We start from the raw sequence: 25,746 nt of genomic DNA on the forward strand, positions 1-25,746 counted from the left end.
CGATGGTTTCGCTCACGGGATGCGGACGCCCTCGCCGCCCACCCTGACCCGGGGGTCACCGGCGCGCAGTTCCACCGTGAGCACCCCGGGGCGGCCCATGTCCGTTCCCTGGTGGAGGGTGAGCACGGCGTCCGCCGGGACCAGGCCGCGCTCGCGGGCGTACGCCCCGAAGGCGGCCGCGGCGGCTCCCGTGGCGGGGTCCTCGACCACGCCGCCCACCGGGAAGGGGTCGCGTACGTGGAACTCCGCCGGTCCGGCCCGGTGCACCAGCTGGACCGTGGTGAGGTCCAGACGGCGCATCAGGGCCTCCAGCCGGGCGAAGTCGTAGTCCAGGTCCGCGAGCCGGGCCCGCGTGGCGGCGCCGAGCACCAGGTGCCGGGCACCGGCATAGGCGATCGCGGGCGGGAACGCCGGGTCCAGGTCGGCCTCGGGCCAGTCCAGCGCGGCCAGTGCCTCGGCGAGGTCCGCCGCGCCGATCTCCTCGGTGTGCGGCTCGACGCTGGTGAGCGTGGCCCGCAGCTGCCCGTCCTCCGAGGTGACGGACACCGGTACGGTCCCCGCCCGGGTGGCGAGGAGGAGCTCGCCCGGCCCGATCCGCTCCCCCAGCGCGACGGCCGTGGCCACGGTGGCGTGCCCGCAGAAGGGGACCTCCGCCTTGGGGCTGAAGTAGCGCACGGTGAAGGACCGGCCCTCCGCACCGCCGAACCCCTCGGGCGGGGCGGTCAGGAAGGCCGTCTCGCTGTAGCCCAGCCCGGCGGCGATCTCCAGCATGGCGCGCTCGTCCAGTCCGGCGGCGTCGAGCACGACCCCGGCGGGGTTGCCGCCGTCCGGGTCGTGGGAGAAGGCGGTGTAGCGCAGTACCTCGGTGTCGGTCATGCGGCCATGATCGTCCGCGTCCCCGCGGGCTGGCAATGCGATTGCGGCACCGGATCCCGCGTGGGTCAGCCGCGGCCGATGTACGGCATGGAGGTCGCCATCACCGTCGCGAACTGCACGTTCGCCTCCAACGGGAGCTCCGCCATGTGCAGGACCGTGCGGGCCACGTCGGCGGCGTCCATCACCGGCTCGACGGCCAGCCGCCCGTTGGCCTGGAGGATGCCGGTCCGCATCCGCTCGGTCATCTCGGTCGCCGCGTTGCCGATGTCGATCTGGCCGCAGGCGATCCGGTACGGCCGCCCGTCCAGCGACAGGGACTTGGTCAGTCCGGTCATCGCGTGCTTGGTCGCGGTGTAGGCGATGGAGTGGGGGCGCGGCACGTGCGCCGAGATGGAGCCGTTGTTGATGATGCGGCCGCCCTGCGGGTCCTGCCGCTTCATCTGCCGGAAGGCGGCCTGCGCGCACAGGAAGGAGCCGGTGAGGTTGACGTCGACGACCGAGCGCCAGGCCTCGTAGGTGAGGTCCTCCAGCGGGACCCCGCCCGGTCCGAAGGTGCCCGCGTTGTTGAAGAGCAGGTCGAGGCGCCCGTACCGGGCCCGGACCGACTCGAACAGAGCAGTCACGTCGTCCGGGTCGCTCACGTCCGCCCGTACGCACAGCACGTCCGCGCCCTCCCCGGCGGCCTGGGCGGTCTCCTCCAGCGGTTCGGTGCGGCGGCCCGCCACGGCCACGGCCCAGCCCGCGGCGGCCAGGGTCAGCGCCACGGAGCGGCCGATCCCGGAGCCGGCTCCGGTCACCAGGGCGATCTTCTTCGTACTTTCGTCCATGGGGCCGCAGGGTACGTCACACGGCGCCCCGTTCCCCGGACGTTCCGATTGCTGAGAGCATGGGTCGGTCAGGGGTGCGTAGATCAGATGAGAAGACTGGAGTTCCGCATGTCGGAGAGAGGCCCCGCGACGGCCGCCTCGCACGACTCGTCGCCCGCATCGCCCTCTGCCCCCACTCCCCCCACCGCCACGACGCCCCTGACGGCCGCCCGCCGCACGGGCCTTCTCGTCACCTTCATACTCGGCGGGCTCACCGCCCTCCCCCCGCTGTCCATGGACATGTACCTGCCGGCCCTGCCGCAGGTCACCGACGCCCTGAACAGCCCTGCCGCGACCATCCAGCTCACCCTCACGGCCTGCCTCGCCGGCATGGCCCTGGGCCAGCTCGTCATCGGCCCGATGAGCGACAAGTGGGGCCGCCGCCGGCCCCTCCTCATCGGCATGGTCGTCTACGTCCTGGCCACCGCGATCTGCGCGCTCGCCCCGACCACCCAGCTGCTGATCTCCTTCCGGCTGCTCCAGGGCCTGGCCGGCGCCGCCGCGATCGTCATCGCCCGGGCCGTCGTACGCGACCTGTACGACGGGGACGAGATGGCGCGCTTCTTCTCCACCCTGATGCTCATATCCGGGGCCGCCCCGATCATCGCCCCGCTCATCGGCGGCCAGGTGCTGCGCTTCGCCGACTGGCGCGGGGTCTTCGTCGTCCTCACCGTCGTGGGCGCGGTGCTCACCCTGATGGTCTGGCGCGGCCTCGGCGAGACCCTGCCGCCCGAGCGGCGGCACACCGGCGGTGTCGGCTCCGCCCTGCGGACCATGCGGGGGCTGCTCGGCGACCGCGTCTTCGCGGGCTACACCCTGACCGGCGGCTTCGCCTTCGCCGCGCTCTTCTCCTACATATCCGCCTCGCCCTTCGTGGTGCAGGAGATCTACGGGGCCTCGCCCCAGGCCTTCGCCCTGCTGTTCGGGCTCAACTCGGTCGGCCTGATCCTCGTCGGCCAGATCAACGGCAAGCTGCTGGTGGGCCGGGTCAGCCTGGACAAGGTCCTGGCCGTCGGGCTCACGGTCGTCCTGGCCGCCACGGTGGCCCTGCTGCTGATGTCGACCGGAGTGTTCGGGGAGGTCGGGCTGACCCCGATCGCCGCCGCCCTGTTCGTCCTGATGTCGGCGATGGGCGTGGTGCTGCCGAACACCAACGCGCAGGCCCTGATGCGGACCCCGCACGCGGCCGGATCGGCCTCCGCGCTCCTCGGCACCTCCTCGTTCCTGATCGGCGCGATCGCCTCGCCGCTGGTGGGGATCGCGGGCGAGGACACGGCGGTACCGATGGCGCTGGTCCAGCTGGTGTGCGCACTGCTCGCCCTGAGCGCCTTCTCCGGCCTGTGCCGCCCGTGGCAGAGCCGATCCGCCTCCGCCGACCTGGCCGACCCCGCCGACGACTCCAGCCCCGCCGGCGTTTGAGGCGCGGGGTCCGGGGCGGAGCCCCGATCCTTGAGCCGCACCGGTCCGGCGGCCGCACCCGACCAGCCGGCCCCGCCCGGGACCGGCGGCCCCGACCCGGATCGGCGGCATAAACTTCGCAGGTGAACGCCTCCGCCCCCACCTCCGCCGACACCCTCCGCCGCACGCTCGGCGGGCTGCTCGACGGGCTCCCGCCGAAGCAGGCCGCGGCCGCCGTCGAGCGGCTCATCGCCAGCTACCGGGGACAGACCCCGACCGACGCGCCCGTACTGCGTGACCGCTCCGACGTGGCGGCGTACGCGGCGTACCGGATGCCCGCCACCTTCGAGGCCGTCCGGAGCGCCCTCGACGGGCTGGCCGAGGCGGCACCCGACTGGGCGCCGGGCTCGCACGTGGACGTGGGCGGCGGCACGGGCGCCGCGACCTGGGCGGTGGACGCCACCTGGGACGGCCCGCGGGAGACCACGGTGCTGGACTGGGCGGAGCCGGCCCTGGCCCTCGGCCGGGAACTGGCGGCCGCCTCGACCTCCGAGGTGCTGCGCGGGGCCGCGTGGCGGCGGGCCGTCATCGGCTCGGGGCTGAGCCTCCCCGAGGCCGACCTGGTGACCGTGTCGTACGTACTCGGCGAGCTGACCCCGCAGGCGCGCACGGCCGTCGTCGCCGAGGCGGCGCGGGCCGGCCAGGCCGTGGTGCTGATCGAGCCGGGCACGCCGGAGGGGTACCTGCGCATCCGCGAGGCCCGTGACCAGCTGATCGAGGCCGGGCTGCGGATCGCCGCCCCGTGCCCGCACGACGGGACCTGTCCGATCGAGGTCGGCAAGGACTGGTGCCACTTCTCGGCGCGGGTCAGCCGGTCCTCCCTGCACCGGCAGGTCAAGGGCGGCTCGCTCCCGTACGAGGACGAGAAGTTCAGCTACGTCGCCGCGACCCGCTTCCCGGCGGAGCCGGCCGCCTCCCGGATCACGCGGAAGCCGCAGATCCGGAAGGGGCTCGTCCTGCTGGAGCTGTGCGGCCCCGAGGAAGCGGGCCTGACCCGGGTCAATGTGACCAAGCGCCACGGCGACCTCTACAAGGCGGCCCGGGACGCCGACTGGGGCCAGGCCTGGCCCCCGGCACCGTAGCGGGCCCTAAGGCCGCAGCTCCTGGGTGCAGCACTTCACGCTGCCGCCGCCCTTGAGCAGCTCGCCCAGATCCATCGGGACCGGCTCGAACCCCCGGTCCCGCAGCGGCTCCAGGAGTCCGGTCGCCGCCTGCGGGAGCAGGACGTGCAGGCCGTCGGAGACCGCGTTCAGGCCGAGGGCGGCCGCGTCCTTGCCGTCGGCGATCAGGGCGTCCGGGAAGAGCCGCCTGAGCACCGCCTGGCTGCCGGGCGAGAAGGCGTCCGGGTAGTACATGATCTCGTCGCCGTCGAGGACGCTGAGCGCCGTGTCCAGGTGGTAGTAGCGCGGGTCCACCAGGTCGAGGCCGATGACCGGGCGGCCGAAGAACTCCTGGGCCTCGTCGTGCGAGAGCGGACTGGAGCGGAAGCCCCGGCCGGCCAGGATGTAGCGGGCGGTGACCGCGAAGTCCCCCTCACCCTCGTTGACGTGGGAGGGCTCGTGGATGTCCGGGTAGCCGTGGGAACGGAACCAGTCGAGGTGGATCTCGGCCTCGGCGGACCGTTCCGGGTAGGCGAACCGGGCCCCGAGGACCCGGCCGTCGACGACGAGGGCCCCGTTCGCCGCGAAGACCATGTCGGGCAGCGCGGGGTCGGGTTCGAGGGTCTCGACGATGTGCCCGAGGGAGCGGTAGCGGTCCCTCAGGTCTTCCCACTGGGCCAGTGCGAGGGGCAGGTCCACCGGTTTCGTGGGGTCCATCCACGGATTGATGGAGTACGTGACCTTGAAGTGTGCGGGTGGGCACATCAGGTAGCGCCGGGGTGTGGCGTCTCTGCGCAAAGAAGGCTCCTCACGACTTTCACGACTCGGGACGAGTGCTGGAGAGAATCGTCTCTCCTCCACCTGGACAGCACAGTGAACTGATTGGGTGGTTTACGCAAACCTGCGGAAAGACGAGACGTCTCGCTTTGATAGTTTCGGGCCATGCCCAAGACCCCTGACGCCACCCGCCGCAGCGACCGCTCCCGGCGCGCCATCCTCGACGCCGCGCTCGCCCTCGTCGGGGAGGTCGGCTACAACAAGCTGACCATCGAGGCCATCGCCGCCCGCGCGGGCGTCGGCAAGCAGACCATCTACCGCTGGTGGCCGTCGAAGGCCGCCGTCCTCCTCGACGCCTCCCTGGCCCTCGCCGGGGACGCGGAGACGGACGCCGGGTGGACCGGCTTCCCGGACACCGGGGATCTCGCGGCCGACCTGAAGCACGTACTGCGGGCGACGGTCGACGAGTTCAACGACGAGAAGTACGAGGCTCCCGCGCGCGCCCTGACGGCGGCCGGGGCCACCGACCCCGAGCTCGGCGCCCGCTTCACCGAGCGGCTGCTGGAGCCCCAGCTCGCCCTGTACGAGGCCCGGCTGCACACGGCCCGGGAGGCCGGCCAGCTCGCGCCGGACACGGACCTGCGCCTCACGGTCGAGATGCTCGTCGGACCGCTCACCTACCGCTGGCTGATGCGCACCGCGCCCCTGACGCACGCGTACACCGACGCGCTCGTGGACCGGGTGCTGGGCGGGGTGGCCAACGTCACCGCCCGATAGCGGGCAGGGAATCGAAGACCGGCCGAGAACATTTGGCCTGATTCTATGGTTATGTGGGGGTTTCCGGTCGCGCATCTCCAACCCCCCGGTCGTCAAGAGCGGTCACCCGGGGCTCAGGATGGTGGGACCATGGGTTGGTCCGCCGGGGATACGGTGAGGTGAGGGGATAGATGGGGTCTGAGTCCGGCCGCGTCAAACGCGGCGAGCAGAGCAGGATTTCCCAGTGGCTGCGCCGGCGGCAGAAACCCACCGCCGAGGACCCCGGAGCGGAGCGCGAGGCGCTCCTCCTGGCCGTCGCCGCCGCGGGCCTGCCGCTCGCCCCCGCCGCCCATCCCGCCGGTTACCGGTGTTCGTGCGACCGGATCGGCTGTCCGACGCCCGCACGGCACCCCATCTCCTTCGCCTGGCAGACCCAGTCGACCACCGACCGCGCACAGGTCGAACGCTGGGCGCGCAACCAGCCCCAGGCCAACTTCATCACCGCGACCGGCATGGTCCACGACGTTCTCGACGTCCCGCTGGAGGCCGGCACCGCAGCCCTCGCCCGACTGCTGGAGGCCGGGATCGAGGTCGGCCCCGTCGCCGAGTCGGGCGGCACCGGCGAGCAGGCCCGGATGCTCTTCTTCACCGCCACCCGCGGCACCCCCGAGGACGAGGACGAGTGGTGGCCGTGCGTACTGGACTGCCACCCCGAGACGATGGACGAACACCCGGGCCTGCGCTGGCACTGCCGCGGCAGCTACGTCCTGGTCCCGCCGGCGGCCCTGCCCGGTGACCAGGCGGTGACCTGGATCCGCGGCATGGAACACCCCCTCCCGGACCCGCTCACCCTCCTGGAAACCCTGACGGACGCCTGCGCCACCTACGCGGGCGCCGCTGACCGCACCCCGGCCACGGTGGCCTGGCCCCTGGGCCACTAAGCCCGGGCTCCGCCCGGACCCGCGCCTCAAACGCCGACGGGGCTGCATGTTTCAGCCCCGCCGGCGTTTGAGGCGCGGGGGTCCGGGGGCAGAGCCCCCGGCGACGGCGCCGCGCCCGGCTCAGTGGTGGATCTGCGTGACCACCACATCGAGGGACCAGGCCTTGCCCGGCTTCGCGGCGGGCTCGGCCTCGACCACGTAGCCCAGGTCCCGCAGGGCCGTGACCAGCTCGGCGGGCGAAGCCGGAGCCGCCCCGGCCAGCAGCAGGTCCCGTACCAGCCGCCCCTTCGTCGCCTTGTTGAAGTGGCTCACCACCGACCGCTTCTCCACCCCGTCCACCCGCTGCGAGTGCAGCACCCGGACGGTCGCGGTCCGCCCCGCCACCTCACCCTTCGGCTTCCACGCGGCCCCGTACGCCGCCGACCGCAGGTCCAGCACCAGCCCGTCCCCCGCCGCCTCCGGCATGACCTCCGCCATCGGCCCCCGCCAGTACGCGCCCAGCGCGCCCAGCCCGGGCAGCTTCACCCCCATCGAGCAGCGGTACGAGGGGATCGCGTCGGTGACCCGCACCGCACCCCACAACCCCGAGAAGACGAGCAGCGCGTCCTCGGCCGACGCCCGCGCCGCCGCGGGCAGATCGGCCAGGCCCAGCGCGTCGTAGAGCACGCCCGTGTAGATCTCGCCCGCCGGACGGGCCCCCGCCGTACGCAGCTCCGCGTTCTTGGCGACCTCGCCGCGCAGGCCCTCGCTCAGGCCCAGCACCTCGCGCGCCTTCATCTCGTCCGCCGCGCACAGCTCGACCAGCTCCTCCAGCACCGCCGCACGGGCCGGGGTCAGACCGGGCAGCGACAGCGCCTCCGGCTTCAGGGGTGCGCCGGAGCCGCCGGCGGCCTTTCCTTCGGACGGCGGCAGCAGCACGAGCACGGTGGTTCTCCTTCGGTACGACGTCGCAGGGGGTGCGGCCCCCGAGCCAGGGTAGACGTCCTCCGCCCCCGCTCGCCGCGCCGTCCGCGCCGGCCAGACCTAGGCTCGACGCATGCCACGCCGTCAGATGCACATGACCGGCGCAGACGGGGCTGCTCTGCGGGCCGCGCTGCGTGAACTGCGGACGAAGCTGGAGGTGCCCGAGGCCTTCCCGGCGGCGGTCCTCGCCGAGGCCGAGCACGCGGCGGCGCACCCCCGCCTCCCGGACCTGGACAGTACGGACATCCCCTTCTTCACGATCGACCCGCCGGCCTCCGTCGACCTCGACCAGGCCATGCACCTGGCGAAGCGCTCCGGCGGCGGTTACCGCGTCCACTACGCCATCGCCGACGTCGCCTCCTTCGTCGCTCCCGGCGGCGCGCTCGACGCCGAGGCCCACCGCCGCGTGACCACCCTCTACTTCCCCGACGGCAAGGTCCCGCTGCACCCGCCCGTCCTCTCGGAGGGCGCCGCCAGCCTGCTGCCCGACCAGGTCCGCCCGGCCCTGGTGTGGCGCTTCGACCTGGACCCCGACGGCCGGGTCGAGACCGTCGACGTCCGCCGCGCGCTGGTCCGCAGCCGGGCCCGGCTCGACTACGACGGCGTCCAGAAGGCCATCGACACCGGAACGGCGGAGGAGCCGCTCGCCCTCCTCAAGGACGTCGGCCGGCTTCGCGAGGCCCTGGAACAGGCGCGCGGCGGCATCTCCCTCAATGTGCCCGAGCAGGAGGTCGTCGAGCGCGACGGCACGTACTCCCTGGCCTACCGCGCCCCGCTGCCCGCCGACGGCTGGAACGCGCAGATCTCCCTGATGACCGGCATGGCCGCGGCCGATCTGATGCTGGCCACCGGCACGGGCATCCTGCGTACGCTGCCCAGCGCCCCCGACGGCGCGGTCGGCCGGCTCCGGCGGACGGCGAAGGCCCTGCGGATCGACTGGCCGCACCACGTGCCGTACGCCGAACTGGTGCGCTCCCTCGACCCGCACCGGCCCGCCCACGCCGCCTTCCTCCAGGAGTGCACGGCGCTGCTGCGCGGCGCGGGCTACACGGCCTTCACCGGCGGCGACAGCCCCGACCCGGCGATCCATTCCGCGGTGGCGGCCCCGTACACGCACTGCACGGCGCCGCTGCGCCGCCTCGTCGACCGGTACGCCGGCGAGCTGTGCCTGGCGGCGGTGGCCGGGACCGAACCGCCGCCGTGGGCACTGGCGGCCCTTCCCGCGCTCCCGGACGAGATGGCGGAGGGCAGCCGGCTGGCGAACACGGTGGAGCGGGAGTCCGTGGACCTGGTCGAGGCCGCCGTGCTGAAGGACCGGGTCGGGGAGACCTTCGAGGCCACGGTCATCGACGTCAAGGACGGGGAGCCGCTGGCGGGCACGGTCCACCTGGAGGATCCGGCGGTGGTCGGCCGCGTCCGGTCCACCACGCTGGACCTGCCCCTGGGCGACCGGATCCGGGTCCGGCTGACGGAGGCCGACCCGGGCACGTCGAAGATCCTCTTCGACGTGCCCGGCTAGTGCTGTGGCCCGGTCACAGCACTAGGAAGTGGCGGGCTGCCGGCACAGGGCGGTGACCAGGGCGCGGGGGTCGTCGGCGTGGAAGCGGACGGTCCGGGCCTCGCCGGTGGCTCCGAGCGGCCGGGTGAAGGGGAGCGGCCGGTTCAGTTCCAGGGTGACGGTGGTCTGGCTGCCGACGACGAGGTCGAGCACCCCGTCCTCGGACAGCGTGACGAGCCGGCCCTCGGGGTAGCGCCGGTCCACGCGTACCGAGGCCACCGCGTCCGCCGGTACGGCCAGGTCGAACAGGGCCCCGTAGCGGATCCGCAGGGACCCGTCGGGGCGGACCACGTGCGGCCGGGTGACGCACGCGGCGTGCAGGGCGAGGACGAGCAGGATTCCGTACACGTCCAGCACCAGCACCACCCGGTGCACCGTCGGCCAGGGGATGAGCACGGCCAGGCCGACGGTCTCGATCACCGACACGAAGAGCATCCCGTACATCATGGCCGTCTGCGGTCCGGTGTACGCGGCGGCGAGGTCTCCGGGGCGCACCCCGTGCTTCCCGCGCACGGCCCACCGGCCGAGGGAGGCGATGGCGCGCAGCTCGTGCCGCACCAGCCGCCGCACCCGCACCGGGACCACGGCCCGGACCGCCGTCCGGACGGCGGCCCGCCGGCCGGCGCCGCGGGCGCGCTCGGCGGCGTAGAGGCCGTGCAGCACCCACGCCTCCAGCAGCAGCACGCCGGCGAGGAGCGCCTCGGTGGCGGCGAGCGCCCACCCGGGCAGGCGCACCCCGGCCGCCAGGCACACCACGAGCGCCAGCTCCGCCGGGACGACGGCGGTGACGGCGATCCGCGCCGCCCGTATGCGGGTCATCCCCGCCCCCTCTCGATGAACGCCTCCATGACGAGGCGGACGACTTCGGCCTGCGCGGGCGCGTACTCGGCGAGCAGCGCCTCCTTGAACCCGGTCACGACCACCCCGTCGGCGGGGATCGCGGCGAACACCTCGTCGGGGACGGCCGCCACCAGCTCCGCCGCCAGGGGCGGGATCCGCGGGTCGTCCACGGGCGCGTCGGCGAGCTCGTCGAGGCGCACGTACAGCGCGAGCACGGCGGGATCGCCGGCCAGCGGCCCGAGCGCGGCGTACATCTCCTGGCCGCCCGCGCCCGTCGCGTCGAGGAGGGCCAGGTGTTCGCGGTCCTTCGCGGCGGCCGGCGAGTCGGTCCGCGGCGCCTTCGCCAGCAGCGCGGCGAGCCCGGGCGAGAGCGGCTCGGCCTCCCCCGGCCCGGCGGCGAGCAGCACGGCGAGACGGCGGCGCCGCTCCTGGATCTCGGCCTCCTGCCGGGCGAGGTCGGCGTCGAGTTCCGTGAGGACGTCGGCGAGTTCGCGCCCGGCGTCGTCCGCGAGGACGTCCCGCACCTCGTCGAGGCTGAGCCCGAGCTCGGTGAGCCGGCGTACGCGGGCCAGCAGGACGGCATCACGGAGGCTGTAGGCCCGGTAGCCGTTGGGGCGCCGCTCCGGTTCCGGGAGCAGCCCGACATGGTGGTAGTGCCGGATCGCCCGGGTGGTGACCCCGACGACCGCGGCGATCTCTCCGATCCGCATGCCCCCAGTAGAAACCCTGCCGCTGCGTCAAGGTCAAGCGAGGTCAAGTGCGGCCGTCGCCCCGGGTAACATGGTCGCCACGGCAGACGAGTCGGCCGGGCGGCCGCGTCGGGGTCTCAGGATCCCGCCGAGGAACGTCCGGGCTCCACAGGGCAGGGTGGTGGGTAACGCCCACCCGGGGTGACCCGCGGGACAGTGCCACAGAAAACAGACCGCCAGGGGCTTCGGCCCTCGGTAAGGGTGAAACGGTGGTGTAAGAGACCACCAGCGCCTGAGGTGACTCAGGCGGCTAGGTAAACCCCACCCGGAGCAAGGTCAAGAGGATCCGTCCCCGGACGGGTCTGCGCGAACGTTCGAGGGCTGCCCGCCCGAGTTCGCGGGTAGACCGCACGAGGCCGGTGGCAACACCGGTCCTAGATGGATGGCCGTCTCCCCGGCGACCGCGAGGTCACCGGGCGACAGAACCCGGCGTACAGGCCGGCTCGTCTGCCGCTTCCCCTCCCGTTCGGGGCAGCGGCGCCACGGCTCCCCGCCCCGGCCCCGCTCGGCGGCGGCCCGGCCACCGGATCCCGGCAGTCGGTGCACACGCCTTTCCGCGGTCCGGCCGATGCGGGACGCTCAGCCACATGACCGATCACCCTGCCCGCGCGGCCTCGGCCGCCGCGCACGTACGCGAACTCGCCGAAGCGACCACCGACCCCCGCAACGCCTACGCGGATCCCGCCGAAATCGCTGCCGTGACCGGGAGCCTGCGCGAACTCGCCCGCCATCTCGAAGACGCCTTGCGCCAGCTGGAGGTCCACATCGGTCGGCGGGACGCCGGGGACTGGGCCGCGCCGGACGGGGAGCGGGACCGCCCGTACGCACGGCAGGCGCGCGGCGCCGTCCAGTCCGCCCAGGCCGAGGCACAGAACATGGTCCGCGCCCTCGACCGGGCCATGAAGGCCCTCGACCCCTTCAAGCCCGCGCCCTGACGGGGGCACGGGTGCAGACGCGGTGACGGCCCGCCCCCGCCGGCCCGCCCCCGCCGACGGGCCGCCGCCGACGGGCCGCCGCCGACGGGCCGCCGTCGGCGAGGGCCTTCCCCGAGCGGGGGTCTACCGCAGGTGGGACGTGTCGTTCAGGAGGCGGACCGAGGCGTTGCCGTCCGCGTAGTAGGCCACCGCCGACAGGGAGGCCGCCGAGAGTTCCATGCGGAACAGGGCTTCCGGCGGGGCGCCCAGGGCCAGCCGGACCAGGATCTTGACCGGGGTCACGTGGGTGACCAGCAGGACCGTGCGGCCCGCGTGGGCGGACAGCAGGCGGTCGCGGGTGGCCGAGATCCGGCGGGTGGCGGACATGAAGCTCTCACCGCCGCCCGTGGGGGCCGCCTTCGGGGAGTCCAGCCAGGCCTGGAGGTCGTCCGGGAAGCGCTGCTGCACCTCGGCGAAGGTCAGGCCCTCCCATACCCCGAAGTCCACCTCGCGCAGGCCCTCTTCGACCGTCACGGTGAGGCCGAGGCGGTCCGCGACCGCCTGGGCGGTCTCACGGCAGCGGCGCAGCGGGGAGCTGATGACCGTCTGGATGGTGCCGCGGGCGGCGAGCGCCTCGGCCACGGCGGCGGCCTGCCGGCGGCCGGCCGGGGACAGTTCGGGGTCGCTGCCGCCGCTGCCCGAGAAGCGCTTCTGCGGGGTGAGGGCGGTCTCGCCGTGCCGCAGCAGCACGAAGGTGGCCGGCGCCCCCATGTCCGGGCCCCAGCCGTGGCTGCCCGCGGCGACCGCCGGGGCATCGGCGTCGAGGCAGGGCTCGATCGCGTCCGCCAGGGCCTCGGCGTCGGCGAACAGCGTGTCGGCGAGCTCCTGGGCCGACGTGGCCGAGGCTCCGGAGGCGGAGACCAGGGCGGCGCGGACGGCCGCGGCTCCCTTCGTCGCGTCCCCCGGCGGGCCCGCCGGCGCCGGCGGGGTGGCCAGGGCGCGCGCCGCGCCGTGGTCGAGGGCGGCCGTGGACGCCGAAGGCTCCCACTGCTTGCCGCGCTTGCCCGCGTCCATCGCCTCGTTCGCGAGCCGGTCCGCGTGCTTGTTCTGCTCGCGCGGGATCCACTCGTACGTCACCTGCGCGCGCGGCAGGATCCGCGCGGCCTCGGCCGCGAGCGGCTTCATGTCCGGGTGCTTGATCTTCCAGCGGCCCGACATCTGCTCGACGACCAGCTTCGAGTCCATCCGGACCAGGACCTGCGCGTCGGAGGCGAGCTCACGGGCCGCCGCGAGCCCGGCGATCAGGCCCTTGTACTCGGCCACGTTGTTCGTCGCGATGCCGATGTACTCGGCACGCTCGGCCAGCGTCTCGCCCGTCGCCGGGTCGAGCACCACCGCGCCGTAGCCGGCCGGCCCCGGGTTGCCCCGGGACCCGCCGTCCGCCTCCACGACAAACTGCGGCATCAGATGCCCGAGTCGGCCGTACGGACCAGGATGCGGCCGCAGTTCTCGTGACGTACGACCTGGTCGCGGGCCGCGGCCTTGATCTCGTTGACCTCGGCCATGTCGAGCTCCAGCCGGCAGCCCTCGCAGCGGCGCTGGTAGAGGCGCGCGGCGCCGACCCCGCCCTGCTTGACGCGGATCTTCTCGTACAGCGCCATCAGGTCGGCGGGCATGGACGTGACGATGACCTCGCGGTCCTTGGTGACCTTCGCGACCTCGGCGTCGATCTCGGAGGTCGCCGCGTCACGGCGCGCGGTGGCGTCCGCGGCCTTGGCCTCCAGGGCCGAGACGCGCTCGGTCAGCCCGGTGACGCGCTCCTGCGCACCCTCCAGACGCTCCATGACCTCCAGGACCACGTCCTCCAGGTCGCCCTGGCGCTTGGCGAGGGAGACGACCTCGCTCTGCAGGTTCGCCAGGTCCCGGGCCGAGATGCCCACGCCCGAGTCGAGCCGCTGCTGGTCGCGGACGGCGCGCTGGCGCACCTGGTCCACGTCCTGCTCCGCCTTGGTCTGCTCGCGCGCGGTGTCGCTCGCCTGGGTCTGGGCGGCGACGAGCAGGTCGCGCTGCTGCGCCAGGTCCTTGGTGAGCGAGTCGAGCTCGGCGTGCTCGGGCAGCGACTTGCGCTTGTGGGCGAGCTGAGACAGCCGGACGTCCAGCGCCTGGACGTCGAGAAGTCGGATCTGGTCGGCGGGCTCGGCGTTCAGTTGGGGGCTCCAGAGATAGAAGGGGGTGTGACGGACGGCGCGTGGGCCGTCCACGGGTCGGTGACCGTGCGCGAGACGTGGGTCCGCAGACCCCAGCCGTGGCGCTCGGAGATCGCGTCGAGCTGCGCGGCGGCCTGCTCGCACCAGGGCCACTCGGTGGCCCAGTGGGCGGCGTCGACGAGGGCGAGCGGGCGGCTCGTCTCGCGGGCCTCGGACACCGGGTGGTGGCGCAGGTCGGCGGTCAGGAAGACGTCCACACCGGCGGCGCGGACCTGCTCGAAGAGGCTGTCGCCGGAGCCGCCGCTGACGGCGACACGGCGGACCGGCGCGTCCGGGTCGCCGGCCACGCGGATGCCCTGGGCGGTCGGCGGCAGCCAGGCCGCGGCGCGGGCGGCGAACTCGCGCAGGGTCTCGGGGTGGTCCAGTTCGCAGATCCGGCCGAGGCCCCGGCGGCCGTCCGGGTCGCTCGGGTCGGGCACCAGCGGGCCGGTGATCCGCAGGCCGAGGGCGCCGGCGAGGGCGTCGGAGACCCCCGGATCGGCGGTGTCGGCGTTGGTGTGGGCGACGTGCAGCGCGATGTCGTTCTTGATCAGCGTGTGCACGACGCGGCCCTTGAAGGTGCCGGCCTCGACGGTGGTGGTGCCCCGCAGGTAGAGGGGGTGGTGGGTGATGATCAGGTCGGCGCCCAGCTTGACCGCCTCGTCGGCGATGTCCTGGACGGGGTCCACGGCGAACAGGACCCGGGTGACCTCGGCGTCCGGGTCGCCGCAGACGGTTCCGACGGCATCCCACTGCTCGGCCCGCGAGGGGGGCCAGAGAGCGTCCAGCGCGGCGATGACTTCAGAGAGACGGGGCACGGGCCAAGGCTACCGTCCGGGGCGACCGTCCCGGTCAGGCCAGCCCTGCCGGTCGGGGCCCTTCCCTTCCGGGGCGGACAAACCGGAAGATTCCCGCCTGCACCTGTCCCCCGGCCCCGGCACGTGACCGCGGAGCCGCGGGGACCGCCGCGCACCGCGCGGCCCGCCCGGGCGCCACGTCCGGTCCCCGTACCTCCTCGGCCGGGGCCCGGGCCCCGGGCCCCGGGAGGGCTCCCGGGTCGCCGAAGACCTGACGGCCGCCGCCCCTTCCGACAGCGGAGCGTCCCGGCTCGGAGGCCGCGCAGCACAACCGCCTCGTCCACCACGCGCGAATCGCCGAGCGGACACCCGTATGTGTGAAGCGGTGGTGGTGGTGTTGTTCGCCGGGAAGCCCGGTCATTAGCTTCCCCCCGGAGGTGACCACGGATGACTGTCTGTGCCATCGAAATGACGACCACGGCCGCGTTCAGCATCGCCGCGGACGGGTCGTACGCCGCCCGGCTGGCCGGGGAGGGCGACGCTCTCTACGCGGAGCGCTGGACCCTCGCCGGGCCCGAGCCGTACGCGGTACCGCTGCCGCTCGCGCAGCCCGAGGAGGCGGCCAGCGAGGTGCTGCCGCTGGCCGACGGACGGGTGCTCATCCACCGGCGGGTGGCGGAGCGGCACGCCTTCGCGCTGCTCTACCCGACGGGAGCCGAGGCCGGGCCGAGCACCGGGGAGCTCCAGCTGGGCGGGATGGACGTGCGGGAGGGCGTACGGGTTCGCCTGCTCCCGCCGAATCCGGACGGCTCCGGTGCCTTCGCCCTGGCCGCGGAGGACACCGTGAGCACGGTCTGGCAGGTGGCCGGGGGCCCGTCGGGCCCGCGGCCCGTCGCCCGGATCCCGGGGCGGTGCTCGGGCGGCGTCTGGCTGGACCGGGCGGGCCGGCTGCTGGCCCTGGACCGCGAGCTGGACGGCACCACCAAGGCCGTCGCCGTGGACCTGGGGCGCACCGAGGTGTCCCCGCTGCTGCAGATCACCGAGGACAGCGACGACCGGCTGCTGCTGGCCGACCCGGACAGCGGTCTGCTGCTGATCCGCTCCGACGCACCGGGCGAACCGCGCCTCGGCTGGGGGGTGCTGGGCAGCTCCCTGCCCCTCCGCTTCCCGGAATGCCTGGCCCGCCTGGGGGACGCCCGCCCGTTCGCGGTCCAGCCCGGCCAGGCCCTGATGCCGGAGACCTGCGGGGTGGCGCTGCGGCTGCCCGAGGGCGGCATCGGCCTGTGGCGCCCCTCCGACCGGCACGTCTTGCGGCTCGGCGCCCCGGCGGGCTGGCTCGGCGGGACCGGTCTGTGGAGCCCGCAAGGCCGACTGCACCTCCCGTACGCGACGCCCGAGGTGCCCTGCGGGATCGTCGGCCTGAACCTGCCGGCCTCCCCTCCCCCGCCGGTGGTCCTGGATCCGCCCACGGCGGCCGCCCCCCGCCCGGTCCCCCTCCAGCAGGCACCGCTGGCCGGGCGATAGGAACGGGGGGCGGGGGCAGTCGCCGCCTAGGCGTGCTTGAGGCCCAGTACCTCGGTCGCGGCGAAGGTCTCGTTCGCCGGCCGGGCCGCGTAGTGCGGGGTCAGGAGCTCGTCGAGCTCCTCGTAGGAGAAGGACTCCTTGGCCGTGTCGAACTTGGCGGCCACCTTCGGGCGCTCCATGACGACCACGATGCCGCCGTGCACGACGAACAGCTGGCCGTTGGCCTTGGCGGAGGCGGGCGAGGCCAGGTACCCGACGAGCGGTGCGACGTGCTCGGGGGCGAGGGCGTCCAGCTTGCCCTCCTCCGGTACCTCGAAGCCGGCGAAGACGTCCTCGGTCATCCGGGTCCGGGCGCGCGGGCAGATGGCGTTGGCCGTCACCCCGTACTTCGCGAGCGCGAGCGCGGTCGAGGTGGTCAGGCCCACGATGCCGCCCTTGGCCGCCGCGTAGTTCGGCTGGCCGGCCGAGCCGCCGAGGAAGGCCTCGGAGGAGGTGTTGACGATCCGGCCGTAGACCGGGCCGCCCGCCGCCTTCGAGCGCTCGCGCCAGTGCACGGACGCGAAGTGGGTGGTGTTGAAGTGGCCCTTGAGGTGGACCCGGATCACCGAGTCCCACTCCTCCTCCGACATCGAGAAGACCATCCGGTCGCGCAGGATGCCCGCGTTGTTGACCAGGATGTCCAGCTTCCCGAAGCCGGCCACCGCCAGCTCGACCAGTTCCCGCGCCTGCTCGAAGTCGGCCACGTCGCCCAGGTGCGCCACCGCCCGGCCGCCCGCGGCGCGGATCTCGGCGGCGACCTCCTCCGCCGGGGCGGCCGAGGCCTCCCCGGAGCCGTCCCGGCCCGGCTGGCCGAAGTCGTTGACGACCACGCTCGCGCCGAGCCGCGCGAGCTCGATCGCCTCGGCCCGGCCGAGCCCGCGGCCCGCACCCGTCACGATGGCGGAGAGCCCCTCAAGTGGGAGTGACATCCGTAGCGTTCCTCTCAGAGCGGGTCAGAGTTCGATGCAGGTGCGCAGGGCGACACCCGTACGCATCTGGTCGAGCGCGTCGTTGATCTCGGCGAGCTGCACCCGGTGCGTGATCAGGGTCGCCAGGTCCACCCGGCCGGCCCGCCACAGCGCGATGGTGCGCTCGTAGGAGCGGAGCACGTCCCCGCCGCCGTACATCGACGGCAGGATCTTCTTCTCGTCGAAGAAGAGCGAGAACATGTCGATCTGGAAGTTGTCGTCCAGCGCGCCCGCGCCGACGATCACCACGCTGCCGCCGCGGCGGGTCATCTTGTACGCGGTCTGCGCGGTGGCGGACTTCCCGACGACCTCGAAGACGTAGTCGAAGCCCTCGCCGCCGGTGATCCGGTTCTTGGCGTCGTCGAAGGCCTCCGGCCCCACGGCCTCGGTGGCCCCGAACCGCAGGGCCGCCTCGCGCCGCGACTCCACCGGGTCGACGGCGATGATCTGGGCCGCGCCCTGGACCTTGGCGCCCTGGATGACGGAGATGCCGACGCCGCCGCAGCCGATGACGGCCACCGAGGATCCGGCCTCCACCTTGGCGGTGTTGATGGCGGCGCCGAGGCCGGTGGTGACGCCGCAGCCGATGAGCGCGGCGATGTCGAAGGGCACGTCGTCGGGGATCGGGACGGCGCACGCGGCATCGACCACGAGCTCCTCGGCGAAGGTGCCGGTCGCGGCGAAGCCGAAGATGTCGCCGCCCGCGCGGCGGAAGTTGGGGGTGCCCGCGTTGACCAGGCTCGCCAGGCACAGGTGGCCCTGGCCGCGCTTGCAGGACGGACAGTGGCCGCACGGCGGCAGCCAGCAGACGAGGACCCGGTCGCCCTGCTTGAGGGTGGTCACCCCGTCACCGACGTCGGAGATCACCCCGGAGCCCTCGTGGCCCGGGATGAAGGGGGCGGGCTGCGGCAGGACGCCGCTCATCGCGGAGAGGTCCGAGTGACACAGGCCGGTGGCCTTGATCCGGATCTTCACCTTGCCGGGGCCGAGGCCGACGGCCTCCATGTCGTCGACGACCTCGAGCTTGTCCTGGCCGATCTCGCTCTGCAGTGCTGCGCGCACGGTGCGGCTCCTTGGGTCTCGTACGGTCTTGTGCTCGTCCTCGTGGTTACGCGTGTTCGACGACGGTGTCGGCGAGGACCGGCGCGTCGTCCCGTTCGGCGGCGGTCACCGACACCAGGACCCGGCCGGGCTCCTGCCACATCCGGATGCGCAGCGTCTCGCCCGGGAAGACGATCCCGGCGAAGCGCGTGCGGTAGGCCCGGACCCGGGAGACGTCCCCGCCCAGGGCCGTGTCGACGACGGCCTTGAGGGTCATCCCGTACGAGCACAGGCCGTGCAGGATCGGCTGGTCGAAGCCGGCCGTCTTGGCGAACTCGGGGTCGGCGTGCAGCGGGTTCCAGTCGCCGGAGAGGCGGTAGAGGAGCGCCTGGTCCTCGCGGATGTGCCGCTCCTCGGTACGGTCGGGCGCGCGCCCGGGGAGCTCCTCCTTGGCCGAGGGCCCGCGCTCACCGCCGAAGCCGCCCTCCCCGCGTACGAAGATCTGCGCGTCGCTCGTCCACAGCGGCCCGTCGGCGTCCGCGACCTCCGAGCGCAGCACGATCACGGCCGCCTTGCCCTTGTCGTAGACGGCGGCGACCTTCGAGCGGGAGGTGGCCTGCCCCTTGACGGGGATGGGCCGGTGCAGCTCGATGGAGTGGCCGCCGTGCAGGACGGCGGCGAGGTTGACGTCGATCCCGGGTGCGGCGAGGCCGCCCAGCATGGCCATGCCGGCGCCGGCGACGGTCGCGAAGCTGGGCAGGACGTGGAGCTTGGATTCGAGGGTGTAGCGCAGCTCGTCCGGGTCGGTGGCCGGCCGGCCCGCGCCGAGGCCGAGGTGGTACAGCTGGATGTCCTTGTGGTCCCAGCCGATGTCCCCCAGGCGGGGGTCGGCGGCGAGGGCCTTGGCGGCATCGATCGGCATGGGGATGCTGCTCCCTGTCGTTGGAGAACCGGGGCCGTGGAAGACCTCGGTGCGGCCGTCCGCACCGTCGGCCGCACCGAGGTCGTATGCGGGGGCCGGTTCTAGAACGCGTTCTAGGCCCGGCCGGTGAGGGAATGTATAACGCACGCCCCCACACTTGGGAAGACTCTTGACTTCACGTCAGATCCGCTGCGTGCGGGGCGTGTTGCATGCCTGCCGGAAGGCGGGGCAATACGCTGCCCGCGTGGACGAAATGCCTGTTGATCACCGTGAGGCCCGCGCCCTGCGCGTCCTGCTGGAGCCGCCGAATCCGGCCCTGGCGCTCCAGCTCGGCCTCCAGCCGGACATCGAGATCGTCCGGGACCCCATGGCCCGGCCCGCGGTGGCACTGGTGGAGGAGCTCGCGGCCGTGACCGCCCTGCTGGCCGACGACCCGGAGTGCCGGGTGCTCGTCCTGACGGGCTCGGCGCACCCCGGCCTCGCGGAGGCCGCCCTCGCCGCGGGCGCGGTGGGGCTGGTGCTGCGGGACGGCCCGGTCGGGGACCTGGCGGACTGCGTCCGGCGCGCCTCGACGGGCGAGACGGTGGTGGACCCGGCCCTGGGGTGAACGCCGGTGGAGCCCGGCAGGTCCCCGTGATTCCCGGTGAATCTCGGTGAATCCCGGTGAATCCTTTTGCGGCTCCCACGCCTCTTATGCATGTGCCGACGCAGAGGTTCGGCACCTGACCTGGAGGTTGTCGTGATCACTGCTGTCGCCGTAGGCGCCGTCGTCCTGCTCCTGCTCTGCACGTGCACCGTCCTCGTGGTGCGCCGACGGAGCCGCTCCCGTGGCTGAGTCGACCTGGCCCGCCGAGCCGCTGATCCTCGCCGCGCAGGGCGGGGACCTCGACGCCGTCACCGCGCTGGTCTCCGGATCGCATCCGAACGTCCGCAGGTTCGCGTACTCGCTGTGCGCCTCCCCCGAGGACGCCGAGGACGCGGCCCAGGAGGCGCTGATCATCCTCTACCGGAAGATCGGCATGCTGCGCGCTTCCGGCGCCCTGGCCTCGTGGATGTTCCGCATCGTCCGCAACGAGTGCCTGCGCCGGGCCCGGCTGGTGCCGCGCGAGCGCGCCCCGCTGTCCGACTCCGCCGTGATGTCGGCCGAGGACGAGGTACTGGAACACCTGGAGGCCGCCCGGGTGGCGCGCGCGATCGCCGCCCTCCCCGCCGACCAGCGGCGGGTGCTGATCATGCGGGACATCCAGGGCTACAGCGGGCGGATGGCCGCGGACGCGCTCGGACTCAGCCCCGCCGCGATGAAATCACGGCTGCACCGGGCCCGCGCGGCCCTCCGGCACACCCTGTACCCGACCCCTGGAGGCGACGATGTCACCCACTGACGGCCCCGACTTCGCGAGCTCCTCCCTGCCCCGGCACCTGCTCCGCGGCGCGGTCGGCCTCGGCGCCCTGATCGGCGCCTTCGCCCTTCTCCCGCTCTACGGACCGGCCACCCTGGCCCTCGCCCCGATCGGCCTGCTGGCCCTGCGCGGCTGCCCGATGTGCTGGGCGATCGGACTGGCCCAGACGCTCTCCAGGGGCCGCCTGCAACGCGAGTGCACGGACGGCCGCTGCGAACTGAAGCCGGCATCCCGCTGACCCCGGCCCGGCCGGCGTTCGAGGCGCGGGGCCCGGGCAGCGCCCGGTGGGGCACGGGCCTGCCCGGCTCGGGCTCAACCGCTCGCTCCCGGCCACCGATTGACGGATTCCGCAGCAGCGCGCGTCCACGTACTGGAGCAGGATGAGACCCCCTTCAACCTAGCTTCGTGGAGACGGAACCATGCGCTTATCCGCCCTGTCCGCCACCGCCGCGCTCGTGCTCGCGACCCTCGCAGGAGGCGCGGCCCCGGCCGCTGCCGACACCCCGGCCGGCCCGGTCCTCCAGGTCGACCTGGAGGCCGGCAAGGGCCTCCACCACAACGTCGGGACGGTGTTCTACGAGCGCGTCGACGGCGAGGTGAACTCGGTCAGGATCCTCTCGGTGCACGTCACCAGCGGCGAGCGCGACTGCGCCTGGGTGTCGTGGAACGACCCGCACGACGTGAACGGCTGGTCCAACCTGACCAGCGAGCCCTCCTGCAACGGCACCGGCCTGGGGGAGTACCCCGACCGGATCATCAAGGCTCCGGTCGGCCACCCGCTCAAGGTGCGCCTGTACGCCGACCACCCCGGCTCCGACGTGGTGCACAAGGACATCGAAAAGCTCTGACCGGGCGGGGCGGGGCCGGGCCGCTACGAGCCGTCGCCGGCCTGCTCGTGCCCGAAGGCGGCGAGGAGCTCGCTCTCGCCCGGGGCGGTGAACAGCCGCTTGGGCAGCGCCACGAGACACGTCCGGCGGCGCGAGCGGCCCACGAACACGTGCAGCCGGGGCGTCTCGTGGTAGTAGCGCATCTCGTCCCACACGATCCGCTGCGACTCCTCGCCCCGGAACACCTCGATGCCCGTACCGTCCACCACGACCCGCTTCTCCTCGGCGGCCCTGCCGCTACGGAAGCCCCGGCCCACCACCCACCGCGGGAGGACCATCAGCACGACGAGGCCGTACGCCACCGCGATCCCGAGGGGGACGGGGTGCACGGTGAGACCGCCGGAGGACAGCGTCACGCTCGCCGCGGCGAGGAAGGCCGTGCTGATGGCGGCCACCGCCCGGCCCCGCCGGAACAGCCCCGCCGCCTTGGCGGCCTCGTCGTACTCGTCCCTGGTCAGGCTGCCGGTGGCGCTGAAGGACGCCTCGCGTATCTCGCTCACGGGAGCGGAGCCTAGCGCTCCGCCCCCATGGCCGAAAGCGAGTTCCGAACAGGCCCGGCGCCTCCATCCCCACCAGCCTTCGAGGCGCGGGGCCCGGGGCGGAGCCCCGCTCTTCCAGCCCCGCCCGGGGGCACCTCCCAGCGGTAGCTGGGGGAGTTTGAGGCGCGGGTCCGGGCAGCGCCCGGCAGGGCCGGGGCGGAGCCCCGGGAGCGAGCCCGGCGGGCTCCCTACCTCCGCAGCAGCGTCACCACCGCCGCGCCGCCCAGGCCGATGTTGTGGGCCAGCCCCACCCGCGCCCCCTCGACCTGCCGCGGACCGGCCTCGCCGCGCAGCTGCCACACCAGCTCCGCCGCCTGCGCCAGCCCCGTCGCCCCCAGCGGATGCCCCTTGGAGATCAGCCCCCCGGAGGGGTTCACCACCCACCGCCCGCCGTACGTCGTCGCGCCCGACTCCACCAGCTTCCCGGCGGCGCCGTCCTCGCACATGCCCAGCGCCTCGTACGTCAGCAGCTCGTTGATCGAGAAGCAGTCGTGCAGCTCCACCACGTCCACGTCCTCGATGCCGAGCCCCGAGGCCTCGTACGCCTGCCGGGCCGCCGCCGCCGTCATCGGCTTGCCGACCACGTCGATGCACGAGCCCGACGCGAAGGAAGCCTCGGTGTCCGTCGTCATCGACTGGCCGACGATCTCCACCGCCTTGTCGTGCAGCCCGTGCCGCACCACGAACCGCTCGGACACCACCAGCGCCGCCGCCGCGCCGTCCGAGGTCGGCGAGCACTGGAGCTTCGTCAGCGGTGCGTGGATCTCCTTGGCCGCCAGGATCTCCTCGACCGAGTACACGTCCTGGAACTGCGCGTTCGGGTTGTTCGCCGAGTGCCGGTGGTTCTTCGCACCGACCGCCGCGAGCTGCGCCGCCGTGGTCCCGTACCGCTCCATGTGCTCCCGAGCCGCGTTGCCGAAGATCTGCGCCGTGGGCGGGGACATCTCGAAGCCGTGGCCGGCGGCCATGATCCCGTAGTGCCGGGCCACCGGCGAGGTCTTGAAGTCGCCCCCGTCCGCGCCCCCGCCCAACGCGCCGCGCTTCATCTTCTCGAAGCCCAGCGCCAGCACGCAGTCGCTGATCCCGCCCGCCACGAACTGCCGCGCCATCATCAGCGCCGTGGAGCCCGTCGCGCAGTTGTTGTTGACGTTGTAGACCGGCACCCCGGAGAGCCCCAGCTCGTACGCCGCCCGCTGGCCGGCGGTGGAGGCCTGGAAGCAGTAGCCCACCGGGACCTGTTCGACCAGTCCGTAGTCGATGCCCGCGTCCGCGAGGGCCGCCGATCCGGCCTCCTTCGCCATGTCCCAGTACTGCCAGTCCCGCGACTCCGGCTTCTCGAACTTCGTCATGCCGACGCCCACGATGTACGACTTCATGCCCGACAACTCCTAGTCCCTGGGTAGGCCGAGGATCCGCTCGGCGACGACATTGAGCTGGACCTGCGTGGTGCCCCCGGCGATGGTCAGGCAGCGGGACATGAGCATCCCGTGCACCGCCCGCTCCCCCGCCCCCTCCCGTACCGCGCCCGCCGGCCCCAGCAGTTCGAGCGCGAGCTCGGCGGTCCGCTGCTGGTGCGGGGTCTGGACGAGCTTGCGTATGGAAGCGCCCGCGCCCGGCTCCAGCCCCGACACCTGCTGGAGCGTGGTGCGCAGCCCGATGCAGGCCAGGGCGTGCGCCTCGGCGGCGAGTGCACCGATCCGCGCCCTGTACGTGCCGTCGAGGTCGGCGGCGCGCGCGAGAAGAGCCTCCAGGCCGGTGTCGAAGGTCATCTGGTCGGCCATGTGGACGCGTTCGTTGCCGAGGGTGTTGCGGGCCACCTTCCAGCCGCCGTCCGCCGCGCCGACCAGCGCGTCCGCCGGGAGCTCCACGTCGTCGAAGTAGACCTCGTTGAAGAGGGCCTCGCCGGTGATCTCCTTCAGCGGCCGGACGTCGATGCCGGGGGTGTTCTTCATGTCGACGACGAAGTAGCCGAGCCCCTTGTGCTTGGGCGCGTCCGGGTCGGTGCGGGCCAGCAGGATCCCGAAGTCGGCGCTGTGCGCGGAACTCGTCCACACCTTCTGGCCGTTGACCTTCCAGGAGCCGTCCTCCGCGCGCTCCGCCCGGGTCCGCAGCGAGGCCAGGTCGGAACCCGCGCCCGGCTCCGAGAAGAGCTGGCACCAGGTGACGTCGCCGCGCAGGGTCGGCAGGAGGTAGGCCTCCCGCTGGGCGGGCGTCCCGTAGGCGAGCAGTGAGGGCACCACCCAGGTGGCGATCCCGAGGTCGGCGACCTTCACGCCGGCCGCGCTCAGCTCCTGCTGGACGACGAGCTGCTCGACGGGGCCCGCGCCGATCCCGTAGGGCGGCGGCAGGTAGGGGGCGGCGTAGCCGGTGGGGGCCAGGATCCGGCGGGCGGCGGCCGGGCCCTGTCCGCGCGCGTCCGCGATGGCGGTACGGGCCTTCGCGCGGTACGTCTCGGCCTCCGCGGGGAGTTCCAGGCGCAGCTCGCGCCGCGCGCCGCCCGCCGCGCACCGCACGGCCCGTACGCGGTGCCCGTCGCCGGGCCCCAGCAGCTGTCGGGCGACCAGCGCCCGCCGCAGGTAGATGTGGGCGTCGTGCTCCCAGGTGAAGCCGATCCCGCCGAGGAGCTGGATGCAGTCCTTGGCGCAGGAGTAGGCGGCGTCCAGGGCGGTCCCGGCGGCGAGGGCGGCCACCAGCGAGCGCACGCCGGCGGGCTCGTCCATCGCCTGCGCGGCGTCCCAGGCCAGCGCCCGGGCCTGTTCCAGCCGGACCAGCATGTCGGCGCACAGGTGCTTGACGCCCTGGAACTGCCCGATGGGCCGGCCGAACTGCTCACGCACCTTCGCGTACTCGGCGGCCGTGTGCAGCGCCCAGGCGGCGGTGCCACAGGCGTCGGCGGCGAAGAGCGTGCAGGCCAGGTCGCGGACCAGGGCCGCGTCCAGCGCCAGCAGCCGGTCCGGGGCGGTGGCGACCCCGCGCGCCCGCACCTCGGCGGTGGGGCGGGTGGGGTCGGCGCTGTCGTGCGTACGAATGTCCAGCGCGGCGGCGTCCACGGCGAACCAGCGGGTGCCGTGCGCGGCCTCGGCGGCGAGCAGCACCAGGTCGGCCTCCCCGGCGCCGAGGACGGGCGGGGCGAGTCCGTCGAGCAGGTAGCCGCCGCCCTCGACGGCGACGGCGGTCAGGGTCCCCGGCCCGAGCGCGACCGCCCCGACCCGGCCCGCGAGGGGCTCGGCGCCGGCCCGCTCCAGCAGGACGGAGGCCAGCGCGCTCGGCAGGTAGGCCCCGGGCAGCGCGGCCCGGGCCGTCTCCTCGACGACGACGGCCAGGTCGAGCAGGGTGCCGCCGTCCAGGTGCGGGTCGAGCAGCCCCTGCGCGGTCAGCGCGTCCCAGTAGGCGGGCCGTGACCCGGTCTGCGGCGGGGTGTCGAGCAGCTTGCGGACCTCCTCGGGAGGCACGGCCCGCGCGACCCAGCCGCGCACCGCCTCGGCCAACTCGCGCTGCTCCTGCGTGATTCCGATGCCCATGCGCGGCAGACTAGAACACGTTCCATTCTGACGGAAGGTCAGATGGGGAGGGATTCGGGGGCGG

General features: G+C 73.8%; 26 protein-coding genes and 1 other RNA gene. 12 read left to right on the forward strand and 15 right to left on the reverse strand.

What is annotated here, in order from left to right; translation table 11 throughout:
• Nucleotides 1-12: 12 nt before the first annotated feature.
• Nucleotides 13-876 carry a PhzF family phenazine biosynthesis protein gene (locus tag ACFY04_RS02400; RefSeq protein ID WP_389113816.1) on the reverse strand — a complete coding sequence of 288 codons (864 nt, stop codon included), beginning with the start codon at nt 874-876 and terminating at the stop codon, nt 13-15.
• A gap of 65 nt (nt 877-941) precedes the next feature.
• On the reverse strand, nt 942-1,703 hold the full coding sequence (locus ACFY04_RS02405; RefSeq protein WP_389113817.1) for an SDR family oxidoreductase: 762 nt from the start codon (nt 1,701-1,703) through the stop codon (nt 942-944).
• A 108-nt stretch (nt 1,704-1,811) separates the two neighbouring features.
• Here ACFY04_RS02405 and ACFY04_RS02410 point away from each other — a divergent pair, with 108 nt between their 5' ends.
• Together ACFY04_RS02410 and ACFY04_RS02415 are read left to right on the forward strand one after the other, a co-directional pair.
• Nucleotides 1,812-3,161 carry a Bcr/CflA family multidrug efflux MFS transporter gene (locus ACFY04_RS02410; RefSeq protein ID WP_389113818.1) on the forward strand — a complete coding sequence of 450 codons (1,350 nt, stop codon included), beginning with the start codon at nt 1,812-1,814 and terminating at the stop codon, nt 3,159-3,161.
• Between the two features lie 122 nt (nt 3,162-3,283).
• Entirely contained in the window at nt 3,284-4,282 is a 999-nt protein-coding gene (locus ACFY04_RS02415) for a small ribosomal subunit Rsm22 family protein (protein WP_389113819.1), read from the forward strand.
• Between the two features lie 6 nt (nt 4,283-4,288).
• Here the strand turns inward: ACFY04_RS02415 and ddaH are convergent, their stop codons facing one another.
• A complete protein-coding gene (gene ddaH, locus ACFY04_RS02420) occupies nt 4,289-5,161 on the reverse strand; it encodes a dimethylargininase (RefSeq protein ID WP_389113820.1) in 873 nt (290 codons plus the stop codon).
• Nucleotides 5,162-5,242: 81 nt separating this feature from the next.
• Here ddaH and ACFY04_RS02425 point away from each other — a divergent pair, with 81 nt between their 5' ends.
• Together ACFY04_RS02425 and ACFY04_RS02430 are read left to right on the forward strand one after the other, a co-directional pair.
• On the forward strand, nt 5,243-5,854 hold the full coding sequence (locus ACFY04_RS02425; protein WP_389113821.1) for a TetR/AcrR family transcriptional regulator: 612 nt from the start codon (nt 5,243-5,245) through the stop codon (nt 5,852-5,854).
• A 170-nt stretch (nt 5,855-6,024) separates the two neighbouring features.
• Nucleotides 6,025-6,774: a bifunctional DNA primase/polymerase gene (locus tag ACFY04_RS02430; protein ID WP_389113822.1), complete on the forward strand. Its 750-nt coding sequence runs from the start codon at nt 6,025-6,027 to the stop codon at nt 6,772-6,774.
• A 120-nt stretch (nt 6,775-6,894) separates the two neighbouring features.
• Here the strand turns inward: ACFY04_RS02430 and yaaA are convergent, their stop codons facing one another.
• On the reverse strand, nt 6,895-7,698 hold the full coding sequence (gene yaaA, locus ACFY04_RS02435) for a peroxide stress protein YaaA (protein WP_389113823.1): 804 nt from the start codon (nt 7,696-7,698) through the stop codon (nt 6,895-6,897).
• Between the two features lie 112 nt (nt 7,699-7,810).
• On the opposite strand from yaaA, the gene ACFY04_RS02440 reads away from it, so the two are divergent.
• Nucleotides 7,811-9,256 (forward strand): RNB domain-containing ribonuclease, encoded by a 1,446-nt coding sequence (locus tag ACFY04_RS02440; protein ID WP_389113824.1) that lies wholly within the window; start codon nt 7,811-7,813, stop codon nt 9,254-9,256.
• Between the two features lie 21 nt (nt 9,257-9,277).
• On the opposite strand, the gene ACFY04_RS02445 is transcribed toward ACFY04_RS02440, so the two are convergent.
• Both ACFY04_RS02445 and ACFY04_RS02450 read right to left on the reverse strand, forming a co-directional pair.
• Nucleotides 9,278-10,114 carry a hypothetical protein gene (locus ACFY04_RS02445; RefSeq protein WP_389113825.1) on the reverse strand — a complete coding sequence of 279 codons (837 nt, stop codon included), beginning with the start codon at nt 10,112-10,114 and terminating at the stop codon, nt 9,278-9,280.
• Nucleotides 10,111-10,845, reverse strand: coding sequence for a MerR family transcriptional regulator (locus ACFY04_RS02450; RefSeq protein ID WP_389113826.1), 735 nt, complete (start codon nt 10,843-10,845; stop codon nt 10,111-10,113). The genes ACFY04_RS02445 and ACFY04_RS02450 overlap by 4 nt, the downstream gene beginning before the upstream one ends.
• 87 nt (nt 10,846-10,932) lie before the next feature.
• Here ACFY04_RS02450 and rnpB point away from each other — a divergent pair.
• Together rnpB and ACFY04_RS02460 are read left to right on the forward strand one after the other, a co-directional pair.
• Nucleotides 10,933-11,334: RNase P RNA component class A (gene rnpB / locus ACFY04_RS02455), an RNA gene on the forward strand.
• 137 nt (nt 11,335-11,471) lie between these two features.
• A complete protein-coding gene (locus tag ACFY04_RS02460; RefSeq protein ID WP_389113827.1) occupies nt 11,472-11,819 on the forward strand; it encodes a hypothetical protein in 348 nt (115 codons plus the stop codon).
• 123 nt (nt 11,820-11,942) lie between these two features.
• Here the strand turns inward: ACFY04_RS02460 and ACFY04_RS02465 are convergent, their stop codons facing one another.
• Genes ACFY04_RS02465 through ACFY04_RS02475 form a run of 3 tightly spaced genes read right to left on the reverse strand, consistent with a single transcriptional unit; the run spans nt 11,943 to nt 14,862 of the window.
• On the reverse strand, nt 11,943-13,262 hold the full coding sequence (locus tag ACFY04_RS02465) for a bifunctional RNase H/acid phosphatase (protein ID WP_389113828.1): 1,320 nt from the start codon (nt 13,260-13,262) through the stop codon (nt 11,943-11,945).
• On the reverse strand, nt 13,262-14,005 hold the full coding sequence (locus ACFY04_RS02470; RefSeq protein WP_373039433.1) for a zinc ribbon domain-containing protein: 744 nt from the start codon (nt 14,003-14,005) through the stop codon (nt 13,262-13,264). Before ACFY04_RS02470 ends, ACFY04_RS02465 begins: the two co-directional genes overlap by 1 nt.
• Nucleotides 14,002-14,862, reverse strand: a complete 861-nt coding sequence (locus ACFY04_RS02475; RefSeq protein ID WP_389113829.1) for a Nif3-like dinuclear metal center hexameric protein — start codon at nt 14,860-14,862, stop codon at nt 14,002-14,004. Before ACFY04_RS02475 ends, ACFY04_RS02470 begins: the two co-directional genes overlap by 4 nt.
• 426 nt (nt 14,863-15,288) lie before the next feature.
• On the opposite strand from ACFY04_RS02475, the gene ACFY04_RS02480 reads away from it, so the two are divergent.
• Nucleotides 15,289-16,365, forward strand: a complete 1,077-nt coding sequence (locus ACFY04_RS02480; RefSeq protein ID WP_389113830.1) for a hypothetical protein — start codon at nt 15,289-15,291, stop codon at nt 16,363-16,365.
• Between the two features lie 26 nt (nt 16,366-16,391).
• Here the strand turns inward: ACFY04_RS02480 and ACFY04_RS02485 are convergent, their stop codons facing one another.
• Genes ACFY04_RS02485 through ACFY04_RS02495 form a run of 3 tightly spaced genes read right to left on the reverse strand, consistent with a single transcriptional unit; the run spans nt 16,392 to nt 19,335 of the window.
• Complete coding sequence (locus ACFY04_RS02485) at nt 16,392-17,333, reverse strand: 3-oxoacyl-ACP reductase (RefSeq protein WP_389113831.1); 942 nt, start codon at nt 17,331-17,333, stop codon at nt 16,392-16,394.
• 24 nt (nt 17,334-17,357) lie between these two features.
• Complete coding sequence (locus ACFY04_RS02490) at nt 17,358-18,434, reverse strand: Zn-dependent alcohol dehydrogenase (RefSeq protein ID WP_389113832.1); 1,077 nt, start codon at nt 18,432-18,434, stop codon at nt 17,358-17,360.
• A gap of 46 nt (nt 18,435-18,480) precedes the next feature.
• Entirely contained in the window at nt 18,481-19,335 is an 855-nt protein-coding gene (locus ACFY04_RS02495; RefSeq protein ID WP_389113833.1) for a MaoC/PaaZ C-terminal domain-containing protein, read from the reverse strand.
• Nucleotides 19,336-19,588: 253 nt separating this feature from the next.
• Here ACFY04_RS02495 and ACFY04_RS02500 point away from each other — a divergent pair, with 253 nt between their 5' ends.
• From ACFY04_RS02500 to ACFY04_RS02515, 4 genes are all read left to right on the forward strand, one after another.
• The gene (locus ACFY04_RS02500) at nt 19,589-19,942 is read left to right on the forward strand and encodes a DNA-binding response regulator (RefSeq protein WP_351163065.1); all 354 of its coding nucleotides are present in this window, start codon (nt 19,589-19,591) and stop codon (nt 19,940-19,942) included.
• 220 nt (nt 19,943-20,162) lie between these two features.
• A complete protein-coding gene (locus ACFY04_RS02505) occupies nt 20,163-20,717 on the forward strand; it encodes an RNA polymerase sigma factor (protein ID WP_389113834.1) in 555 nt (184 codons plus the stop codon).
• The gene (locus ACFY04_RS02510; protein WP_389113835.1) at nt 20,704-20,973 is read left to right on the forward strand and encodes a hypothetical protein; all 270 of its coding nucleotides are present in this window, start codon (nt 20,704-20,706) and stop codon (nt 20,971-20,973) included. Before ACFY04_RS02505 ends, ACFY04_RS02510 begins: the two co-directional genes overlap by 14 nt.
• 181 nt (nt 20,974-21,154) lie before the next feature.
• On the forward strand, nt 21,155-21,583 hold the full coding sequence (locus tag ACFY04_RS02515) for a hypothetical protein (RefSeq protein ID WP_389113836.1): 429 nt from the start codon (nt 21,155-21,157) through the stop codon (nt 21,581-21,583).
• A gap of 23 nt (nt 21,584-21,606) precedes the next feature.
• On the opposite strand, the gene ACFY04_RS02520 is transcribed toward ACFY04_RS02515, so the two are convergent.
• The 3 genes from ACFY04_RS02520 to ACFY04_RS02530 form a co-directional block, all read right to left on the reverse strand.
• Nucleotides 21,607-22,122, reverse strand: coding sequence for a YcxB family protein (locus tag ACFY04_RS02520; RefSeq protein WP_389113837.1), 516 nt, complete (start codon nt 22,120-22,122; stop codon nt 21,607-21,609).
• A 227-nt stretch (nt 22,123-22,349) separates the two neighbouring features.
• Nucleotides 22,350-23,537, reverse strand: a complete 1,188-nt coding sequence (locus ACFY04_RS02525; protein WP_389113838.1) for a lipid-transfer protein — start codon at nt 23,535-23,537, stop codon at nt 22,350-22,352.
• 12 nt (nt 23,538-23,549) lie between these two features.
• Nucleotides 23,550-25,682: an acyl-CoA dehydrogenase gene (locus ACFY04_RS02530; RefSeq protein ID WP_389113839.1), complete on the reverse strand. Its 2,133-nt coding sequence runs from the start codon at nt 25,680-25,682 to the stop codon at nt 23,550-23,552.
• Between the last annotated feature and the right edge of the window lie 64 nt (nt 25,683-25,746).

The sequence above is a fragment of the Streptomyces sp. NPDC001549 genome (genome assembly GCF_042894025.1).
Lineage (GTDB): Bacteria > Actinomycetota > Actinomycetes > Streptomycetales > Streptomycetaceae > Streptomyces > Streptomyces kutzneri.